Consider the following 16,352-nt stretch of genomic DNA (forward strand, 5'->3'; position numbering starts at 1 on the left):
CAGCCCATGCCGTTCATCCCGCACTCCCCAGAGGAGGTCCGGGAAATGCTCTCCGTCATCGGCGTGCAGAGCATCGAGGATCTTTTCGTCGATATTCCGGCAGAGATGCGCCCGCGCAGCTTCGAGCTGCCCCTGGGCCTCAGCGAGATGCAGGTGCTGGCCAAGATGGAAGAACTGGCCGCCCGCAACCGCACCGACGTGGTCAGCTTCCTGGGCGGCGGCTTCTACAGCCACCACATTCCGGCCGCCGTGGACGCGCTGGTCTCGCGCGGTGAATTCTACACCGCCTACACCCCCTACCAACCCGAAGCCTCGCAGGGCACCCTGCAAGCCATCTTCGAGTACCAGACGGCGGTGTGCCGCCTGCTGGACATGGATTGCGCCAACGCCTCCGTGTATGACGGCGGCTCGGCCATCTTCGAGGCCATGATGATGGCCGTGCGCGCCACCAAGCGCCGCAAGCTGGTCATCGACGAAGCGGTCAGCCCCATCTGGCGCACCATGCTGGCCTCGTACACGTCCAACCTCTCGCTGGACCTGGTCACCGTGCCGCAGGTGGACGGCAGGTCGGACCTGGCCGCCCTGAAGGCCGCCGTGGACACCGGCTGCGCCGCCGTGGTGGTGCAGAACCCCAACTTCTTCGGGGTGGTGGAGGACTTCACCGACCTCTTCGCCCACGCCCGCGCGCAGAAGGCCGCGTCGGTCATCTCGGTGTACCCGGTCATGCAGTCGGTGCTGAAGACGCCCGGCGAAATGGGCGCGGACATCGCCGTGGCCGAAGGCCAGTCGCTGGGCCAGCCCCTGAGCTTCGGCGGGCCGTACCTCGGCATCATGACCTGCACCAAGGACATGGTGCGCCAGATGCCCGGCCGCATCGTGGGCCGCACCAACGACATCGAAGGCCGCACCGGCTACGTGCTCACGTTGCAGGCGCGCGAACAGCACATCCGCCGCGCCAAGGCCACGTCCAACATCTGCTCCAACCAGGCCCTGTGCGCCCTGCGCACGCTGGTGCACCTGTGCCTGCTGGGCCCCGAGGGGCTTGTCCGCACGGCGGAACTTTCCATGGAACGCGCCCGCTACGCCATGGAACGGCTGACCGCCATCGCCGGGGTGCGCCCGCTGAACACCGCCCCCTTCGGCAACGAGTTCGCCGTGCGGCTGCCCGTTCCCGCCTTCGAGGCGGTGGACCGGCTCACCGCGCGCGGCTACGTGCCCGGCTTTCCCGTGGGACGTTACTACGCGGGCATGGACGACGTGCTGCTGGTGGCCTGCACCGAAAAGAACAGCTTCGAACAGGTCGGCATTCTGGCCGAAATGCTGGGAGGTATCCTGTGAAGACCGCCTTCGCCGCATCCGTTCCCGGCCGCACCGCCTGCCTGCCCGCCGAGCCGAAGAAACATGCCGCCGACATGCTGCCCGCGAACCTGCTGCGCGCCAAGCGCCCCGCCCTGCCCGAACTGGGCGAGCTGGACGTGGTGCGCCACTTCACGCGGCTGTCGCGCCTGAACTTCGGGGTGGATTCCAATTTCTACCCCCTCGGCTCATGCACCATGAAGTACAACCCCAAGTTCACCGAACAGGTGGCCGCCCTGCCGGGCTTCACCCGGCTGCACCCGCTGATGGCCCAGTTGAAGGGCGCGGGCCAGTACGCGCAGGGCGCGCTGGAGGTGATGTGGGAGACCGAGCGCCTGCTGTGCGAGATCACCGGCATGCGCGCGTTCACCCTGCACCCCATGGCGGGCGCGCACGGCGAGCTTACCGGGGCCATGCTCATCGCCGCCTATCACAAGGACAAGGGCAACCGTAAGACCAAGGTCATCTGCCCGGATTCCGCCCACGGCACCAACCCCGCCTCGGCCGCGCTGGCCGGGTACGAGGTGATCAACATCGAGTCGAAGGACGGCATGGTCGATCCGGACGCGCTGGAAGCCGCCCTGACCGACGACGTGGCCGCCCTGATGATGACCTGCCCCAACACCCTGGGGCTGTTCGAAAACCACCTGCCGCGCATCGTGGAAAAGCTGCGCGCGGTGGACGCCCTGCTGTACTACGACGGCGCCAACCTCAACGCCATCCTCGGCAAGATGCGCGTGGGCGACGTGGGCTTCGACGTGGTGCACCTGAACCTGCACAAGACCTTCGCCACCCCGCACGGCGGCGGCGGCCCCGGCGCCGGTCCGGTGGGCGTCAGCGAACGGCTGGTGCCGTACCTGCCCGTCTCGCGGGTGGAAAAGCTGCACGACGGCCGCTACTACCTGAACTACGACCATCCCAAGTCCATCGGCTTCATGGCCCCGTTCTACGGCAACTTCGGCGTGCTGCTGAAGGCGTATGCCTACATCCTGCGCCTGGGCGGCGAAGGGCTGGAACGCGTTTCGGAATACGCGGTGCTCAACGCCAACTACCTGCGCAAGCGGCTGGAAAAGGTGCTGGAAATCCCGCACGACCGCATCTGCATGCACGAGTTCGTGGCGTCCGCCTGCAACCACGCCGAATGCGGCATCCGCGCGCTGGACGTGGCCAAGGCCCTGCTGGACAAGGGCTACCACGCCCCCACCATCTACTTCCCGCTCATCGTCAAGGAATGCCTGATGTTCGAGCCCACGGAAACCGAGAGCAGGCAGACGCTCGACGAATTCGCGGACGACCTCATCGCCATTCTGGAATCGGCGGCGCAAAACCCCGACGCGCTGCACGCGGCCCCGGTGAACACGCCGGTGCGCAGGCTGGACGAGACGGCGGCGGCCCGCAACATGGTGCTGACGGATGACGCCTAGCGCCCACTACGACATGATCATACTCGGAGGAGGGCCCGGCGGAAGCCGGGCCGCCTTCGATGCGGCGGCGCGCGGGCTTTCCGTGGCGCTGGTGGACCGTGACGGCCTGGGCGGCACCTGCCTGAACCGGGGATGCATCCCCACCAAGCTGCTGCTGGGGGCCACCGCCGCCCTGCCGCTGCTGGAAGCGCAGAAGAAGCTGAAAGCCGCCGACGGGCACATCGCCTTCGACCTACCCGCCCTGCAACAGCGCAAGGACAGGTACGTCAAGGGCACCCGCCAGGCGCTGGAAAAGCGCCTGAAGGCGGCGGGCATCGCCGTGTACGCGGGCGAAGGGCGGGTGACCGCCGCGCCGCCCACAGATAACCCGGCCGACGGGGATGGCGAGCTGACCGTCGCCGCCGTGCAGGCCGACGGCACCACGCAGGAAACCCGGCTGGCCTGGGGTACCCTGATCGTGGCCACCGGCTCCACTCCGGCCAGCTTTCCCGGCCTTGCCGCCGACGGCGCGGCGGTGCTCGACTCCACCGCGCTGCTCGATGTGACCGAGGCCCCGGAAAGCCTCATGGTGGTGGGCGGCGGGGCCATCGGCCTGGAGATGGCCGACTTCTTCTCCCGCCTTGGCACGCGCATCACCATCGTGGAAGGCATGGGCCGCCTGGCCCCCACCGAGGACCCCGAAGTGGGCGACACCCTGCGCAAGGTCTACGCGCGCGAGGGGTGGGCCATCCACACCGGGCGCAAGGTGGCCTCGCTGGCGACCGTGAACGAGGGGGATGGGGGGACCGGCTGCAAGGCCGTTCTGCGCTTCGAGGACGGCGAGGAGTTGACCGCGCAGAAGGCCCTGCTGGCCGTGGGCCGCCGCCCGGCGTCCGCCGGAATCGGCCTTGACGTGCTGGGCGCGACCCTGCGCGGGCCGGGCTGGGTGCAGACCGACGACTGCCTGCGCGCGGCCCCGCGCGTGTACGCCATCGGCGACGTGAACGGCCGCACCCTGCTGGCCCACGCGGCGGACCACCAGGCCCGCTACGCGGTGCGCCACGCCTGCGGCGCGACTGCAACGGCCTACGACGCGGGCGTGATGCCCGCGTGCGTCTATGGCCACCTGGAAGCGATGCGCGTCGGCCCTACCGTGGAAGAATTGAAGAATGCGGGATTTTCCCCCCGTGTTTCCCGCTCCATGCTCATTGCCAATCCCATTGCGCAGGCGTATGGAACGACGCAGGGTTTCGTCAAGATCGTCTGGGTTGACGGGCGCATCCGGGGCGTGACCGCCGTGGGACACGGCGTGTCGCATCTGGTGACGCTGGCGGCCGTGCTTGCGGGAGGGAGCGGCGCGGCCACGGGCTGGACCGCGCACGACGCGGGCTCTGTCATTTTCGCCCATCCGACGCTGGATGAAGCTCTGGAAGCCGCCATGGAGGCTCCGCAAGAGTCCGCGTGACGGCATGCGGCCCATGAAAAATCGGAAACTTTGTGTATAAAATGCAGAAATGGTCTTGTCACGACCATGTTTTGTCGGTAACTTGCACAATATGAAGATAATTCCGGGCTGGAGTTTTTACCCTGCGTCAACATCAGCTATTTTGGAGGCTCCCATGAAAATCGCGAAACTTCTGACTCTGGTCGCGGCGCTCATGCTCGTCTGCGCCGCTCCGGCCTTCGCCGCCGGTCAATCCACCCTTGTTCCCAAAATCGCCAGCTTCGACTTCTTCGTGGACTACTCCGGGTCCATGATGATGTCGCACGAGAAGGTCGGCAAGAACAAGATGGAACTGACCAAGAAGCTGCTCTCGGCCATCAACGCCAAGATCCCGGCGCTGGGCTACGAAGGCGGCCTGCACACCTTCGCTCCGTCCACCGAAATCCAGCCCGTGGCCGCGTGGGACAAGGCGTCCTATGAAAAGGCCATCAAGAAGCTGAACGAAAACGAAGACACCTTCGCCCGCCTGACCCCCATGGGCACCGGCCTGCAGAAGGCCACCTACGCCAAGGCCATGAAGCGCAAGGCCGCCATGATCATGGTCAGCGACGGCGAATCCAACCTGGGTTCCGACCCGGTGGCCGAAGCCAAGATGCTGCTCTCCACCAACCCCGGCCTGTGCCTGCACGTCATCTCCATGGCCGACAAGCCCGCCGGTCAGGCCACCCTTGACGCCATCGCCAAGCTGAACGGCTGCGCCGTTACCGCCAAGGGCCCCGAACTGCTGGCCAACGAAGCCGCCCTCGACAAGTTCGTGCGCGACGTCTTCTACGAAGAAAAGGCCGCCCCCGCCGCCGCCGCCGCTCCCATGGACGAAGTGATCGTGCTGCGCAGCATCCAGTTCGCCCTGAACTCGGCCAAGCTGGACGCCACCGCCACCAGCATCCTGGTGGAAACCGCCGCCATCCTGAAGTCCAAGAAGGGCTCGGTTGAAGTCGCCGGTCACACCTGCAGCCTCGGCACCGACGAATACAACCAGAAGCTGTCCGAAGCCCGCGCCAAGTCGGTCAAGGACTTCCTGGTCAAGCAGGGCGTGGAATCCTCGCGCCTGATCACCAAGGGCTACGGCGAGTCCATGCCCAAGTACGACAACAGCACCGAAGAGACCCGCAAGCTGAACCGCCGGGTCGAACTCTCCTTCCTCAAGTAGCACAACGGACCATGAAGGCCCGGTGGGGAAACCCGCCGGGCCTTTCCGCAAACGGAGACGAAGTCGATGAAGCAAGGCCGCATCGCGATGGCCGCAAAGGCCCTGACGCTGCCCGTCACTCTGGCCCTGGTCCTGGCCGGGGCTGTCTGCGTTTCTCCGGCAGGCGCGGCGGATACCGCCGCCACCGCCTCCCCGGCGCAGCAGACGAAGAAGGCCGCCGCCCAGACCACGGGCAAGACGGCCGACAAGACCGCCAAGGCCGCCACGCAGAAGCCTGCCCAGACCGGCAAGACCGCTTCCAAGACCACTCAGGTGGCCAAGGTGGCTCCTGCCAAGAAGTCCGCGGGCGACACCATCGAGGAAGTGCACAACAAGCTCGATACCCTGGCCCGCGCCAAGCTGCGCCACATGAACGAAAGTCTGCGTCCCTGCCAGACCCGCAAGGACGTGGTGCAGAACGGCCACGAATTCGTGGCCCGCTATCTGGCCGTGGACCCCGACTCGCTCTCCACCGACGTGCACGACGCACAAGGCCCCGGCGCCAAGTACGTGGGGCTCATCGTCTACCACGAGCAGGAATTCGAAAGCCGCGCCGCCACCAAGGAAGCCGCCCTTGCGGGCGACTTCACCATGGTCAAGGCCCGCCGCGTCACCGAGATCATCCGCTACGACAAGGGCAAGTGGATCGACTGACGCTTCCGCCCGCTTCAGCCCGCCGTTTCACGCCGCACGGATGTTCGTCCGTGCGGCGTTTGCGTTTGCACGGGCGCACGGTCAGGGCGGCTGGCCGTCATCCGCGCACGCATCCTTCACCCGGCATGCGCCGTACCAGCAGCTTCCGGCATTCCCCCGCATTTTGCGCATGATTCCGGCGCATGGCGCTGGATCACTTTTTTTCTCACGTCCCCTTGACGGATCGGCCCCGCGCTGCCATAAGTGATACCAGAAATCATTACTAACAACTCTTTTCAAAGGAGTCATCGAACATGAGCTGCCCCACCCAACAGGAATACCCCGCCTCCGCCATCGTCGGCCGCCCGGTCAAGCCTTTCACCATGGATACCTACGATCCCACCGAAGGTTCCTTCGGCCAGGTTTCCCTGGAAAAATTGCAGCAGGACCGCAAATGGACCGTGCTGGTCTTCTACCCGGCCGACTTCACCTTCGTGTGCCCCACCGAACTGGCGGACCTTGCCGAACGCCACGCGGCGCTCAAGGAACTGGGCGTGGAAGTGATCTCGGTGTCCACAGACACCAAGTTCTCGCACCTGGCCTGGCGCAATTCCGAACGCCTGCTGGAGAACGTGCGCTACCAGATGGCCGCCGACCCCACCGGAACGGTTTCGCGCTACTTCGGCGTGTACGATGAAAGCGCGGGCACCGCCCTGCGCGGCACCTTCATCATCAACCCGGAAGGGGTGCTGGTGGGGTCCGAGGTGAATTTCTACAACGTGGGCCGCAACGCCGCCGAACTGGTGCGCAAGATGCAGGCCAACAAGCACCTGCGGGACCATCCGGCCGAAGTCTGCCCCGCCCGCTGGGAACCCGGCGCCCGCACCCTGACCCCCTCGGCCAAGTCGGTGGGCAAGGTGTACGAAGATCTCAACCCCTAGCGCGCACCCTGCGGCAGCCATGCAACGTCGGCCGCCGCACCAGACTCCAACGCCATGCAGGCAACGGGGCACGACGCAGGTCGCGCCCCGTTTGCATTTGCCGGGCGCGGGCGCGGATGGATGACGAACCAAGGATGTCTGCCGACGGCAGCCCCTTGCCTCGTCCCGTCAGCGGCCATAGTTGAAGGATGGGCGCGCGAACGCGCCCGGGAGGGCACATGACCAACCGGCAGGACTCGGTACGGGGAATGGACGCGCAGCAGGACGCCGCGGCCACGCCGCGCGGATTCAGGGAAGTGCTGCTTTCGCCGGGCGATTGCAGCGGGTGCGGGGCATGCACGGAACTGGCGCCCGACATCGTCGGGTGGCGCGAAGGGGATGAACGGCCGTTTCTGGTCAGCGACGTGGCCCCGGACGGGGTGCTCACCGAACTGATGGCCTTCTGCCCGGAAGGCTGCTTCGAGGATGGCGACGCATCCTGACGCGGGCCTGCGCGGCGGTCCGGGTCAACTCCTGTTGACCGTCAGCCACGCCGCAATCTCCGTGCGGGTGGCCTCGGAATCCTCCAGCAGACCCAGCCATTCCCGGCGGGCCACGGCCAAGTCTTCGTTGCGGCAGGCCAGATCAAGGGCGGAGGCCCGGTGGTGCAGGCGCGACGCGCCGATGGTGGCGGAGGCCCCCTTCAGGCTGTGCGCCAGCCGGGCAAGGTCGTCCAGCCGCCCTTCTCCCAGTGCGGCCTGCATCTTGGCCAGCCGGTCGACGAAGTCGGGCAGGAAGGTATCGAGCAGCAGCGTGAGGAATTCGTGGTCGCCTTGCAGGCGGTGCAGCACGGCATCGATGTCGAAGACGGGATGGAGGGCGGGCTCGCTCATGGGACACTCATGGAGGATTGCCGGGCCGCGCCACTGGCGGACATCCCGCCGGAATGCGGGCGCGGTGCCGAGGTTCATCGGCCAACCTACGGCAATACGCCCCTCGTCCGCAAGTGGGTACCCCTCACGAGGCTCTTTCCATCAATATTTGCAATGCGAAAACCACCCCTTGCGGGGTGGTTTTTCATGTTTTGCGCCGTGCAGCCGCAACCCCGGCGACGCGGACAAGGCCACCGGCAACGGCTGCCCTGCCCGCACGCCGGAAAAACGGGGCTACGGCAGATATTCCACAGGGGTCGGCGGCAACGCCGGATCGGGCACGTCGCCCCTGTCCATGCCGCGCCGGAACATGTCGCGCGAGCGCTTCATCTCTTCCAGGGCATTGGCCTGGGCGGCCTCGCGGGCATACAAGTCCGCCGACTGCGGGCCAAGGGCCAGTTCGTCCGCGCGCAGCAGTTCGACGCGCGGGCGCACCACCCGGAGCACCTCGAACCTGTCCGTGGTCCAGCCGGACCACGCGGCGCGGGCCGCGTCGCCGTCACGGGCGGCGATGGCGGCGATGCCCGCCCAGAACCTGGCGTACTGGGCCGCGCGCCAGTCGTTCATCAGCGGCGCAAGCACGGCCTGGGCCGCCGCATGGTCGCCCTTGCGGTACAGGGCATAGCCGTGGCGCACCCCGGCCTGCCAGTCGGACGGATCTTCGGCCGTCACCTGCGCGTAGGCCGTGGCGGCCTCTGCATAGCGGCCCTGCTCCAGCAACTGCGAAGCCTGCATGCTTTTCCCGGAACACCCGGCCACAAGGGTTGCCGCAACAACAAGAGCCACAAGGACGGAAATACCGCGCAACCTGTTCATGCTGCCTCCCTGGCGGGCTACATGCCGCGCCGGATCAACCCGAACTTCTTCAGCTTGTATTGCAGGGTGCGACGGCTGATGCCCAGCGCGTCCGCCGTGCGTTCCCGATGCCCCCCGTGCACTTCCAGCGCGCGCAACAGGGCATCGCGTTCCGCGTCGTCCAGCGAGCCGGGGTAGGCCCCCGGCACGCCCCCGCCGCCGTACCCCCCGGCCATGGGAGCATCGCCCTCGCCGGGCCAGCCCGCATCGCCGCGCGGCGCGCCCGCCATGTCCGGCCTGTCCGGCCTGTCTGCACGGTCCGGCCTGTCGAACCGTTCGGACCTGTCCGGCCTCTCTGGCCTCTCTGGCCGGACCATTCGGTCCTGCCACCTTTCGGGACGGTCCGCCAGCACCTGCGAGGGCAGCGATTCGGGGCCCAGCGTATCCGAACGGCTGAGAATCAGCGACCGCTCCAGCACGTTTTCCAGTTCGCGCACGTTGCCGGGCCAGGCATAGCGCATCAGCGCGTCGAGAAATTCCGGGTTCACGCTGCGGATGCCCTTCTTGTTCTTGCGGCACAGCCGTTCCAGCAGGCGTCCTGCCAGCATGGGCAAATCCTCCAGCCGGTCGCGCAGGGGGGGCGAAACCACCTCCAGCACGTTCAGCCGGAAAAAGAGATCCTCGCGGAATTCGCCCGCCTCCACCGCGCGTTTGAGGTCGCGGTTGGTGGCCGCGATGATGCGCACGTCCACGGGCACCGGGCGCACCGCGCCCAAGGGCTCCACCACTCGCTCCTGCAGGGCGCGCAGCAGCTTGGACTGCAATTCCAGCGGCAGTTCGCCGATCTCGTCGAGGAACAGCGTGCCGCCGCGCGCCAGTTGGAAGCGCCCCGGCTTGTCGCGCACGGCCCCGGTGAACGCGCCCTTCATGTACCCGAACAGTTCGCTTTCCAGCAGGTGGCCGGGCAGGGCCGCACAGTTCACCTTCACCAGGGGCTGGGCGGCGCGGTTGCTGGCGTCGTGCAGGGCCTGGGCGACCAACTCCTTGCCGGTGCCCGATTCGCCCATGATCAGGATGGTGGCCTCGCTGGGTCCGGCCTGCCGGATGAAGTCGCGCACCCGGCACATGGCCTGGCTGGCCCCCACGATGGGCGCGGTGGGGTCGTCGTCGCTCAGGCGGCGGCGCAAATTCTCGTTCTCTTCCATCAGCCGTCCGAAATCCCACGCCTTCTCCAGCACGGCCGTCAATTCCTCGTTGTCGGCGGGCTTTGTCAGGTAGTCGAAGGCGCCCTTCTTCATGGCCACCACGGCGGAGCCCACCGTGCCGAAGGCGGTCAGCATGACCACGGGCAGACCGGGATACATGTCCTGGATGCGGGCCAGCGTTTCCTGGCCGTCCATGCCGGGCATGCGCATGTCCAGCAGCACCACGTTCACGCGGTCCTGGGCCAGCAGTTCCAGCCCTTCCTCGCCGGAACCGGCCTCTTCCACGCTCCAGCCGCTGTCCTCCATGACGGCGCGGACCATCAGCCGGTGCCCTGGCTCGTCGTCGATGACCAGAAGTCGCTTCATCGTCTGTCCTCGGTTATGTCGATGACCGTATCCGTGGCGGACTGGTCCGTGGTGGATTGTCTGGAGGCGGCATGATCGTGGCCGGTCCCGCCCCGCCCTTCCCGGCCGGACATGGCCATGTCGAAGGCCGCCGCGCCGGGGCATCCGCCCGCCGGAATATCCGTGCCGTGGTCAAGCGGGTCGCCGCCCTCCGGCGCATCCATTCCCCCTGCTCCGCCGGGCCGGGCGGCGTGCCCCGCCCCCGGAAAGAACAGCGCCACCGTGGTGCCGCGCCCCACCTCCGAATCGATCTGCGCCCGGCCGCCGTGGTCGCGCATGGTCTTGTGCACCAGGGCAAGGCCAAGGCCGGTGCCCTTCTTCTTGGTGGTATAGAACGGCTCGAAGGCCTGTTCCCGCTGCTCGCGGCTCATGCCGGGGCCGGTGTCGCGCACGAACACCCACACCCCGCCGTCGGAGGCCATGGACGAAATGTGGATCTCGCGCCCGCCCTCGCCGTCGGGCCGAGGGCACTGCGACAGGGCGTCCAGGCTGTTCAGGACGAGGTTCAGCAGGGCCTGCTTCAGGGCGTCCTCGTCGGCCATGACCAGGTCGGGCCCCAGGCTGGTGCGCATGCGCACCCCCAGCTTGCCCGCGTCGAAGCGCACCAGGCTTTCCAGTTCCGCCGCCAGCTGGCCCAGGCTCACCTGGTGCGGCTCGATGGCGCGCGGCTTGGCCAGGTACAGCAGATCGGTGATGACCCGGTTCAGCCGGTCGGCCTCGCGCACCATGGTCTGGGCGTAGTTCTCGTCCGGCTGCCTGCCCGCCAGCTTCTTGGCGAAATACTGGGCGAAGCCGCGCAACGCCGAGAGCGGATTGCGGATCTCGTGCGCCACCCCCGCCGCCAGCGTGCCCACGGCGGCCAGCTTTTCCGCCTCGCTCAGGCTCTTTTCCAGTTCGCGGATCTGGGTGCGGTCGCGGATGATGACCAGCCGGTCGTGCTCCTCGTCGCTTTCACGGATGGGCAGGGTGAGGATTTCCAGATGCGCGCCGTCCACGGTGCGGTTGGTCCAGCCGGGGGTGGCCCCGCTGTCCGGCCCGGCGATGCACCCGGCGATTTCGGGCGGCAGGTCGGCAACGTCCGTGCCCGCAAGGCTGCCGTCGCGGGCCTTCAGGATGTCGTGGGCGGCCGGGTTGGCCGCGCGCACCACGTTGTCTTGGGTGATGGTCAGCAGGCCGTCGGGCAGGTTGTCCACCAGCCTGGCCTGGAAACGTTCCAGCACGGCTGCGCGGCCCGCCTGCTCGCGGCGCTTCAGGAAGCTCATGGTCAGCACCCAGATGAACACCGCCGCCGCCAGGATGTAGGCTGCCTGGAACAGCGCGTTCTGGCGGAAGCCCCGGTACACGGCGAGGTGCTTGGCCATGTCCAGCCCCACCACCAGGAAGGTGGGCAACTGGTTGGGGTCGTCGGGCGCAAAGTCCTCCTGCCCGAAGGGGCCGGAAACATGCGGCTGCGCCCCGTCGCCCGCGGCGTCGGAATGGGGTTGCCCCGTGCCGTCCATCTCCTGGTCATGCATCATGGTGTGGCTGCGGGGCAGGATGCGTTTGCCGTACACATAGGCGCTCAGTTTGCCGAAGGTGGCGCGGCCGTGCCACTCGCCCTTCTGGGCCAGGTCCTGCAACGCCTCGGGCGGGAAGACCAGCGTGCCGCCCGCCTCCTGCGTGGGACGCGAGGTGAGCACTCGCCCCCCCTGCCGGTCGATGATGCCCACGAACAGCACGTCGCCGCTCTGCTCCAGTTCGCGGAACAGTTCGGCCGTGCCGGGGCTGAACAGGCCGGGCCCGTTGGGCCGCATGAACAGCCCCCGCCGCAACGAGGTTTCCACCGCCTGCAACACCGACCGCGCGGTGAGGATGAGGTGTTGCGTGCCCGCCTCTTCCTGCCGGTTCAGGGTCTGCCCGGTGGAGACGATGAGCGAGAGCCCGATGGTCACCAGCGCCATCACCGCGATGATCAGGGTGCTGCGCTCGGTGTTCTTGTCGGCTATATCCATGAAATTTCCTTGGGATGCGTGCACCCGGCTGCACAAGAAACCGGGCGTGGGCGCACGCATGAAAACGCCGTGCCAACGTGTGCACACCATGATTTCATGCTGTTACGGAGGGCGCATTGCACAAACAGCCCGATAGCCATTCTTTATGTGCATAAAGTTGCACGCATCAGGAAAATGCGCAACCACCGTTTGCACGTGTGCACCCCGGACAGGCCGAGGCAGGGAGGGAAGCGAAGGGGAAAGGGAGGGAACGGAGCGGAATCATGCGGAGGCGGAAACTCCGGGCGGGCCGCCGGGGGTGCAGGGACGCGCCGGACTACTGCCCGGACTATTGCCCGGACTTCTGGCCGCTGCCCGCCGTGCCGTTGCCGTTGCCGCGCGCCGCGTCCTGCAAGCCTTCCAGCACGCGCAGCGGCATGCCGATGATCCCGCCCAGCAGGTCGAACACGGTGCTACCCAGGTTGCCCAGGGTGCCGGTGACGATGCCCGTCTGCCGCACGCTGGTTTCCGGCTTGCGCAGGTCGCCGTGGAAGCGGATGGGGAAGGTGGGCACGCGCACCAGCGAAACGTCGGTGGTGTAGTCGATGCGCTTTTTCGCCAGGTCCACCCAGCCCCGGCCCGCCATGGTCAGCAGCAGGCTGTTCAGGGTGAAGTCCTCGTTGTGCAGCACCCCGGTACGCATGTAGCCGCTGGCCCGCGCCTCGGAGAACGGGGTCTTGGACTGCTCCGGCGTGCTCGACTTGCCGCGCGTGCTGTAGAAGCCGTCGCGCACCTCGAAGGCCCAGGTGCCGGAAAGCGCGGCGGGCATGTCCAGTTCGGTGCGCAGGGGGCCCTGCACGTCCAGCACCAGCATGGCCTTGCCGCCCACGTAGTCCTTGCCCGCGAAGCGCAGCCCCACCGGTTCCAGTTCGAAGTCGCGCGCGTCCAGCACCAGGCGCGTGGCCAGCGCGTCGCCCGCCGTGGCGCGGATGCTGCCGCCCAGCGTGCCGCCATAGAAGCCCGAGGCGATGGGCCCCACTTCCAGTTGCCCGCCGCGCAGCAGGATGGGCGCGGTGAACCCGTCGAAGCGCAGTTGCTTGAACGTGCCGCTGCCCACCGACACGCGCCCGTCCGCATCGAACGCGCGCAGCCACGCATAGTGCAGCGGATCATTGGACGCCTGGGGTTCCGGCTCGCCGGGCGCGGGGTCCGGCAGCCGGGGCGCGAAATAGCGGTCCGCGTCGAAGCGGTCGGCGTGCAGGCTGAACCGCCACAGGGGGCGCTGTCCCGAAATGCGCGAGACGTTGCCCGATACGGACTGCCCGTCCAGCACCAGCCGGGCGTCGGAAAGATCGAAGGCGGCACCCGACTGCCGGAACTCCGTGGACAGTTCCGCCGTGCGCAGCGCGTTGTCGCCCATCTTCCATTCGGGCAGGCCCAGCCCGCGCAGGGTGGCGCGCGGGTCCGGGAAGCGGGCGGACAGCGTGCCCGCCCACGCGGCAACCTTGTTCAGGCCCGTGGCGCTCAGGGCCATGGTGCCCCTGGCGGCAAGGGCCTCCAGTTCCAGCCGGTCCGAACTCAGGGTGCCCACGTCGAAGTCGAAGCGGACAGGACCGGAAAAACGCGTCTCCACCGTGCGGTCGAGGCCGGTCAGCGCCGGTGGCAGGGACAGACGCAGCGTGGCGGGCAGCCGGTCGGCGGCCACGGGCAGGCCGGTGGCCGTGTCGAACAGCAGCGGGCCGGTGGCCGTGGCCTCCCAGTCCGTGCCGGTGGGGGTGCGCATGGCCGTCCGCCAGGCCCCGGTCCAGGCCAGGCGGGCGGGGGTCTTGCCGCCCGGCAGCCCCTGGCCGGAGGCTTCGCCCCGCAGGTCGAACCGGCTGAACGGCTGCCGCTCCAGCGCGCCGTTGCGCCACACCAGCAGGAAGCCGTCGTCGATACGGGCGTCCAGCGTGCCGCGCATGGAGGCCACCACGGCCCCCAGGGTATGGCCCTGCCCGCGCACGTCGGCCTTCAGCGCCAGCCGCCCGGCGGCGGATTCGCGCCCGCTGACGATGACCGCCGGGCGCGCCAGGGCCACGTCGGTTGCGGTGAACTGCAACCGGTAGTCATCCACGATGTCCAGCAGGGCCTTGGCAGTGCCGCCGTAGAACGAGGCGGCGGTAAACTCCAGCAGCGTGCCCTCGCGCGAGGGCGAGCAGCGGAAGGCCAGCCCGCCCGCGTCGAACTTCCAGCCGTGCGCCTTTTCCGCGCGCACGCGGATGTCGTAGCCCACATCGGGCAACTCGTCCGCCGGAGTGGCGGTCCCCTGCGGGGGGGGCTTGGCGGCGGCGTGGGGTTCGCCAGCAGCCCCCGCATCCGCTTCGACGGCGGGCGGCCCGGAATGGACCAGCGGGCGCGGATCGGCCCCGGCCAGTTCGGGCATCACCCTGTTCACGTCGATGTCCGCCCCGGCCACGTCGATGGCGATGACCGGCGCGGCGAAGTCAGCCACTCCGCCCGAGCCGTGCAGGGGCATGCCCAACACCTCGGCCCGCAGCACGGGCACGCGGAGCCCGTGCCGGTCAAGGGAAAATTCCAGATGCCCGGAAAGGGCGTCCAGCGCGTGCTGCAAGCCCACGGGCAGGTCGCGCGCAAAGCCGAACCAGCGCGGCAGGCTGAGCCGCCGCACCTCGGCCGTACCCCGCGCCGTCGCGGCGCCGGTGCCGAGTCCGCCCAGGCTGGCGGTCACCTCCACGGCGTCCTGCTCCAGTTGCAGGCGCGCGCCGGTGACGCGCGGGTCCGCGCCCCGCTCCACGTCGAACGGCACCGAAAGCTCGAAGGGCACGGGCTGCCCGCCCAGCGGCACGTGGCCGCGCGCCCGCGCCGTACCGTGGGCCTCGCCGGGCAGCAGGCTCCACAGGATGTCGCGCGCGCCGCCAACCGGCCCGGCAGTCTGTTCTCCGGGACCGGCGTGGGCGACGGCCGCCTCCAGCCCCAGGGTGCCGTTGACGCCCGGCGCCACGTCGTAGGCGCAGGACATGCGCAGCACGCCCGCCCTGCCCTGCGGGACTTTCCGGCCCGTGGCGTCGGCACGGGCGGTGCCATTGCCCTGCCCCGTTCCATTGCCGGAGCCCGTTCCATTGCCCGCCGGGGTACCGGCCCCACCGCGGTGGGGCATCACGTCCATCGCTCCCTGCAGCAGGTCGCGCAGCGCCTTCCAGCCGCCCCCAGGGGTGGTGAACGACACGTCCAGGTCGCGCAGCACGGCGGGGCGCGCCTGCGGCGCGGCAACCCATTCCAGGCTGCCGTGGCGCAGCGACGCCTCCGCCAGACGGCCGTTCCTGGCCACCAGGGCGGCATCCACGCCACGCGCGCGCGCCTGGGCGCCCGTGCCGGTGTTGCGCCATTCCAGGTCGGCATCGTCGATACGCAGCGACGCGGTACCCGTCAGCACCACCTGCGGAGAAAACCAGGGAGTGGAGGCCGGAGGGGACGGAGATTCGATGCGCGGCCCGTTTTCTGCGGGCGCGGGAGCGGGCGGCGGTACGGCATCGGCGGGGGAATCATCCCCCTCTTGGGAAGCGTCCGGCCCGGCCGCCCCGTCAGCGGTCAGGCGGCCCAGCAGGCCATCCCAGCCATTGCGCCCCTCGCCGTCGGTCAGCAGCACCAGGCGCGGCCGGTCCACCTCCACCCCGCGCACCTCCACCCGCCCGGAAAACAGGGGCGCCAGACGCAGGTTAAACCGCGCCTCGCCCACCCGCAGCAGCGGTTCCTGCCCGGCGAAGGTGGTGGCCTGCTCCATGACCACGTCGCGGGCCACCACCGTGGGGTCGGGGTCGAAGACCACCCGCACCCCGCCCTGCACCCGGCTTGGGTGCCCGGTAAGCCCGGTGAGCGTCTCGCCCAGCTGGCGCGCCGCCGCCTCCGAATCCACCAGCCTGCGCAACGCCGCATAGCCGCCGGCGGCGGCAAGCAGCACGATGCACAGGATGATCAGCAGGGGGCGCAAACGCATGGGGGTTCCGGTACGACGGTGTGAAGCGCGGCAAGCGGCGCGCGGC

The 16,352-nt window shown here is 68.6% G+C and carries 12 protein-coding genes; 7 read left to right on the plus strand and 5 right to left on the minus strand.

The genetic code is table 11. From position 1 onward, the window contains the following. Positions 1–6: 6 nt before the first annotated feature. The 7 genes from gcvPA (at position 7) to ACR4XJ_RS10795 (ending at position 7,508) form a co-directional block, all read left to right on the plus strand. A complete protein-coding gene (gene gcvPA, locus ACR4XJ_RS10765) occupies positions 7–1,338 on the plus strand; it encodes an aminomethyl-transferring glycine dehydrogenase subunit GcvPA (RefSeq protein WP_434755219.1) in 1,332 nt (443 codons plus the stop codon). Then, positions 1,335–2,780, plus strand: coding sequence for an aminomethyl-transferring glycine dehydrogenase subunit GcvPB (gene gcvPB, locus ACR4XJ_RS10770; protein ID WP_434755220.1), 1,446 nt, complete (start codon positions 1,335–1,337; stop codon positions 2,778–2,780). The genes gcvPA and gcvPB overlap by 4 nt, the downstream gene beginning before the upstream one ends. Then, entirely contained in the window at positions 2,770–4,224 is a 1,455-nt protein-coding gene (locus ACR4XJ_RS10775) for a dihydrolipoyl dehydrogenase family protein (RefSeq protein WP_434755221.1), read from the plus strand. Before gcvPB ends, ACR4XJ_RS10775 begins: the two co-directional genes overlap by 11 nt. A gap of 154 nt (positions 4,225–4,378) precedes the next feature. Further along, the gene (locus tag ACR4XJ_RS10780; RefSeq protein WP_434755222.1) at positions 4,379–5,413 is read left to right on the plus strand and encodes an OmpA family protein; all 1,035 of its coding nucleotides are present in this window, start codon (positions 4,379–4,381) and stop codon (positions 5,411–5,413) included. Between the two features lie 66 nt (positions 5,414–5,479). Continuing rightward, positions 5,480–6,106, plus strand: coding sequence for a hypothetical protein (locus ACR4XJ_RS10785; protein ID WP_434755223.1), 627 nt, complete (start codon positions 5,480–5,482; stop codon positions 6,104–6,106). A gap of 293 nt (positions 6,107–6,399) precedes the next feature. Next, positions 6,400–7,026, plus strand: a complete 627-nt coding sequence (locus tag ACR4XJ_RS10790) for a peroxiredoxin (protein ID WP_434755224.1) — start codon at positions 6,400–6,402, stop codon at positions 7,024–7,026. A 218-nt stretch (positions 7,027–7,244) separates the two neighbouring features. Continuing rightward, on the plus strand, positions 7,245–7,508 hold the full coding sequence (locus ACR4XJ_RS10795) for a hypothetical protein (RefSeq protein WP_434755225.1): 264 nt from the start codon (positions 7,245–7,247) through the stop codon (positions 7,506–7,508). Between the two features lie 24 nt (positions 7,509–7,532). Here ACR4XJ_RS10795 and ACR4XJ_RS10800 read toward each other — a convergent pair whose 3' ends face one another. The 5 genes from ACR4XJ_RS10800 to ACR4XJ_RS10820 all read right to left on the minus strand — a co-directional run bounded on the left by ACR4XJ_RS10800 (position 7,533) and on the right by ACR4XJ_RS10820 (position 16,306). Beyond that, positions 7,533–7,898: an Hpt domain-containing protein gene (locus ACR4XJ_RS10800; protein WP_434755226.1), complete on the minus strand. Its 366-nt coding sequence runs from the start codon at positions 7,896–7,898 to the stop codon at positions 7,533–7,535. Between the two features lie 273 nt (positions 7,899–8,171). Then, positions 8,172–8,672, minus strand: a complete 501-nt coding sequence (locus tag ACR4XJ_RS10805) for a tetratricopeptide repeat protein (RefSeq protein ID WP_434755227.1) — start codon at positions 8,670–8,672, stop codon at positions 8,172–8,174. A gap of 98 nt (positions 8,673–8,770) precedes the next feature. Then, positions 8,771–10,303, minus strand: coding sequence for a sigma-54-dependent transcriptional regulator (locus ACR4XJ_RS10810; protein ID WP_434755228.1), 1,533 nt, complete (start codon positions 10,301–10,303; stop codon positions 8,771–8,773). Further along, on the minus strand, positions 10,300–12,333 hold the full coding sequence (locus ACR4XJ_RS10815; RefSeq protein WP_434755229.1) for a two-component system sensor histidine kinase NtrB: 2,034 nt from the start codon (positions 12,331–12,333) through the stop codon (positions 10,300–10,302). Before ACR4XJ_RS10815 ends, ACR4XJ_RS10810 begins: the two co-directional genes overlap by 4 nt. A gap of 328 nt (positions 12,334–12,661) precedes the next feature. Next, positions 12,662–16,306: an AsmA family protein gene (locus ACR4XJ_RS10820; protein WP_434755230.1), complete on the minus strand. Its 3,645-nt coding sequence runs from the start codon at positions 16,304–16,306 to the stop codon at positions 12,662–12,664. Positions 16,307–16,352 lie beyond the last annotated feature (46 nt).

Source organism: Nitratidesulfovibrio sp. D1 (assembly GCF_051133415.1).
GTDB lineage: Bacteria > Desulfobacterota > Desulfovibrionia > Desulfovibrionales > Desulfovibrionaceae > Cupidesulfovibrio.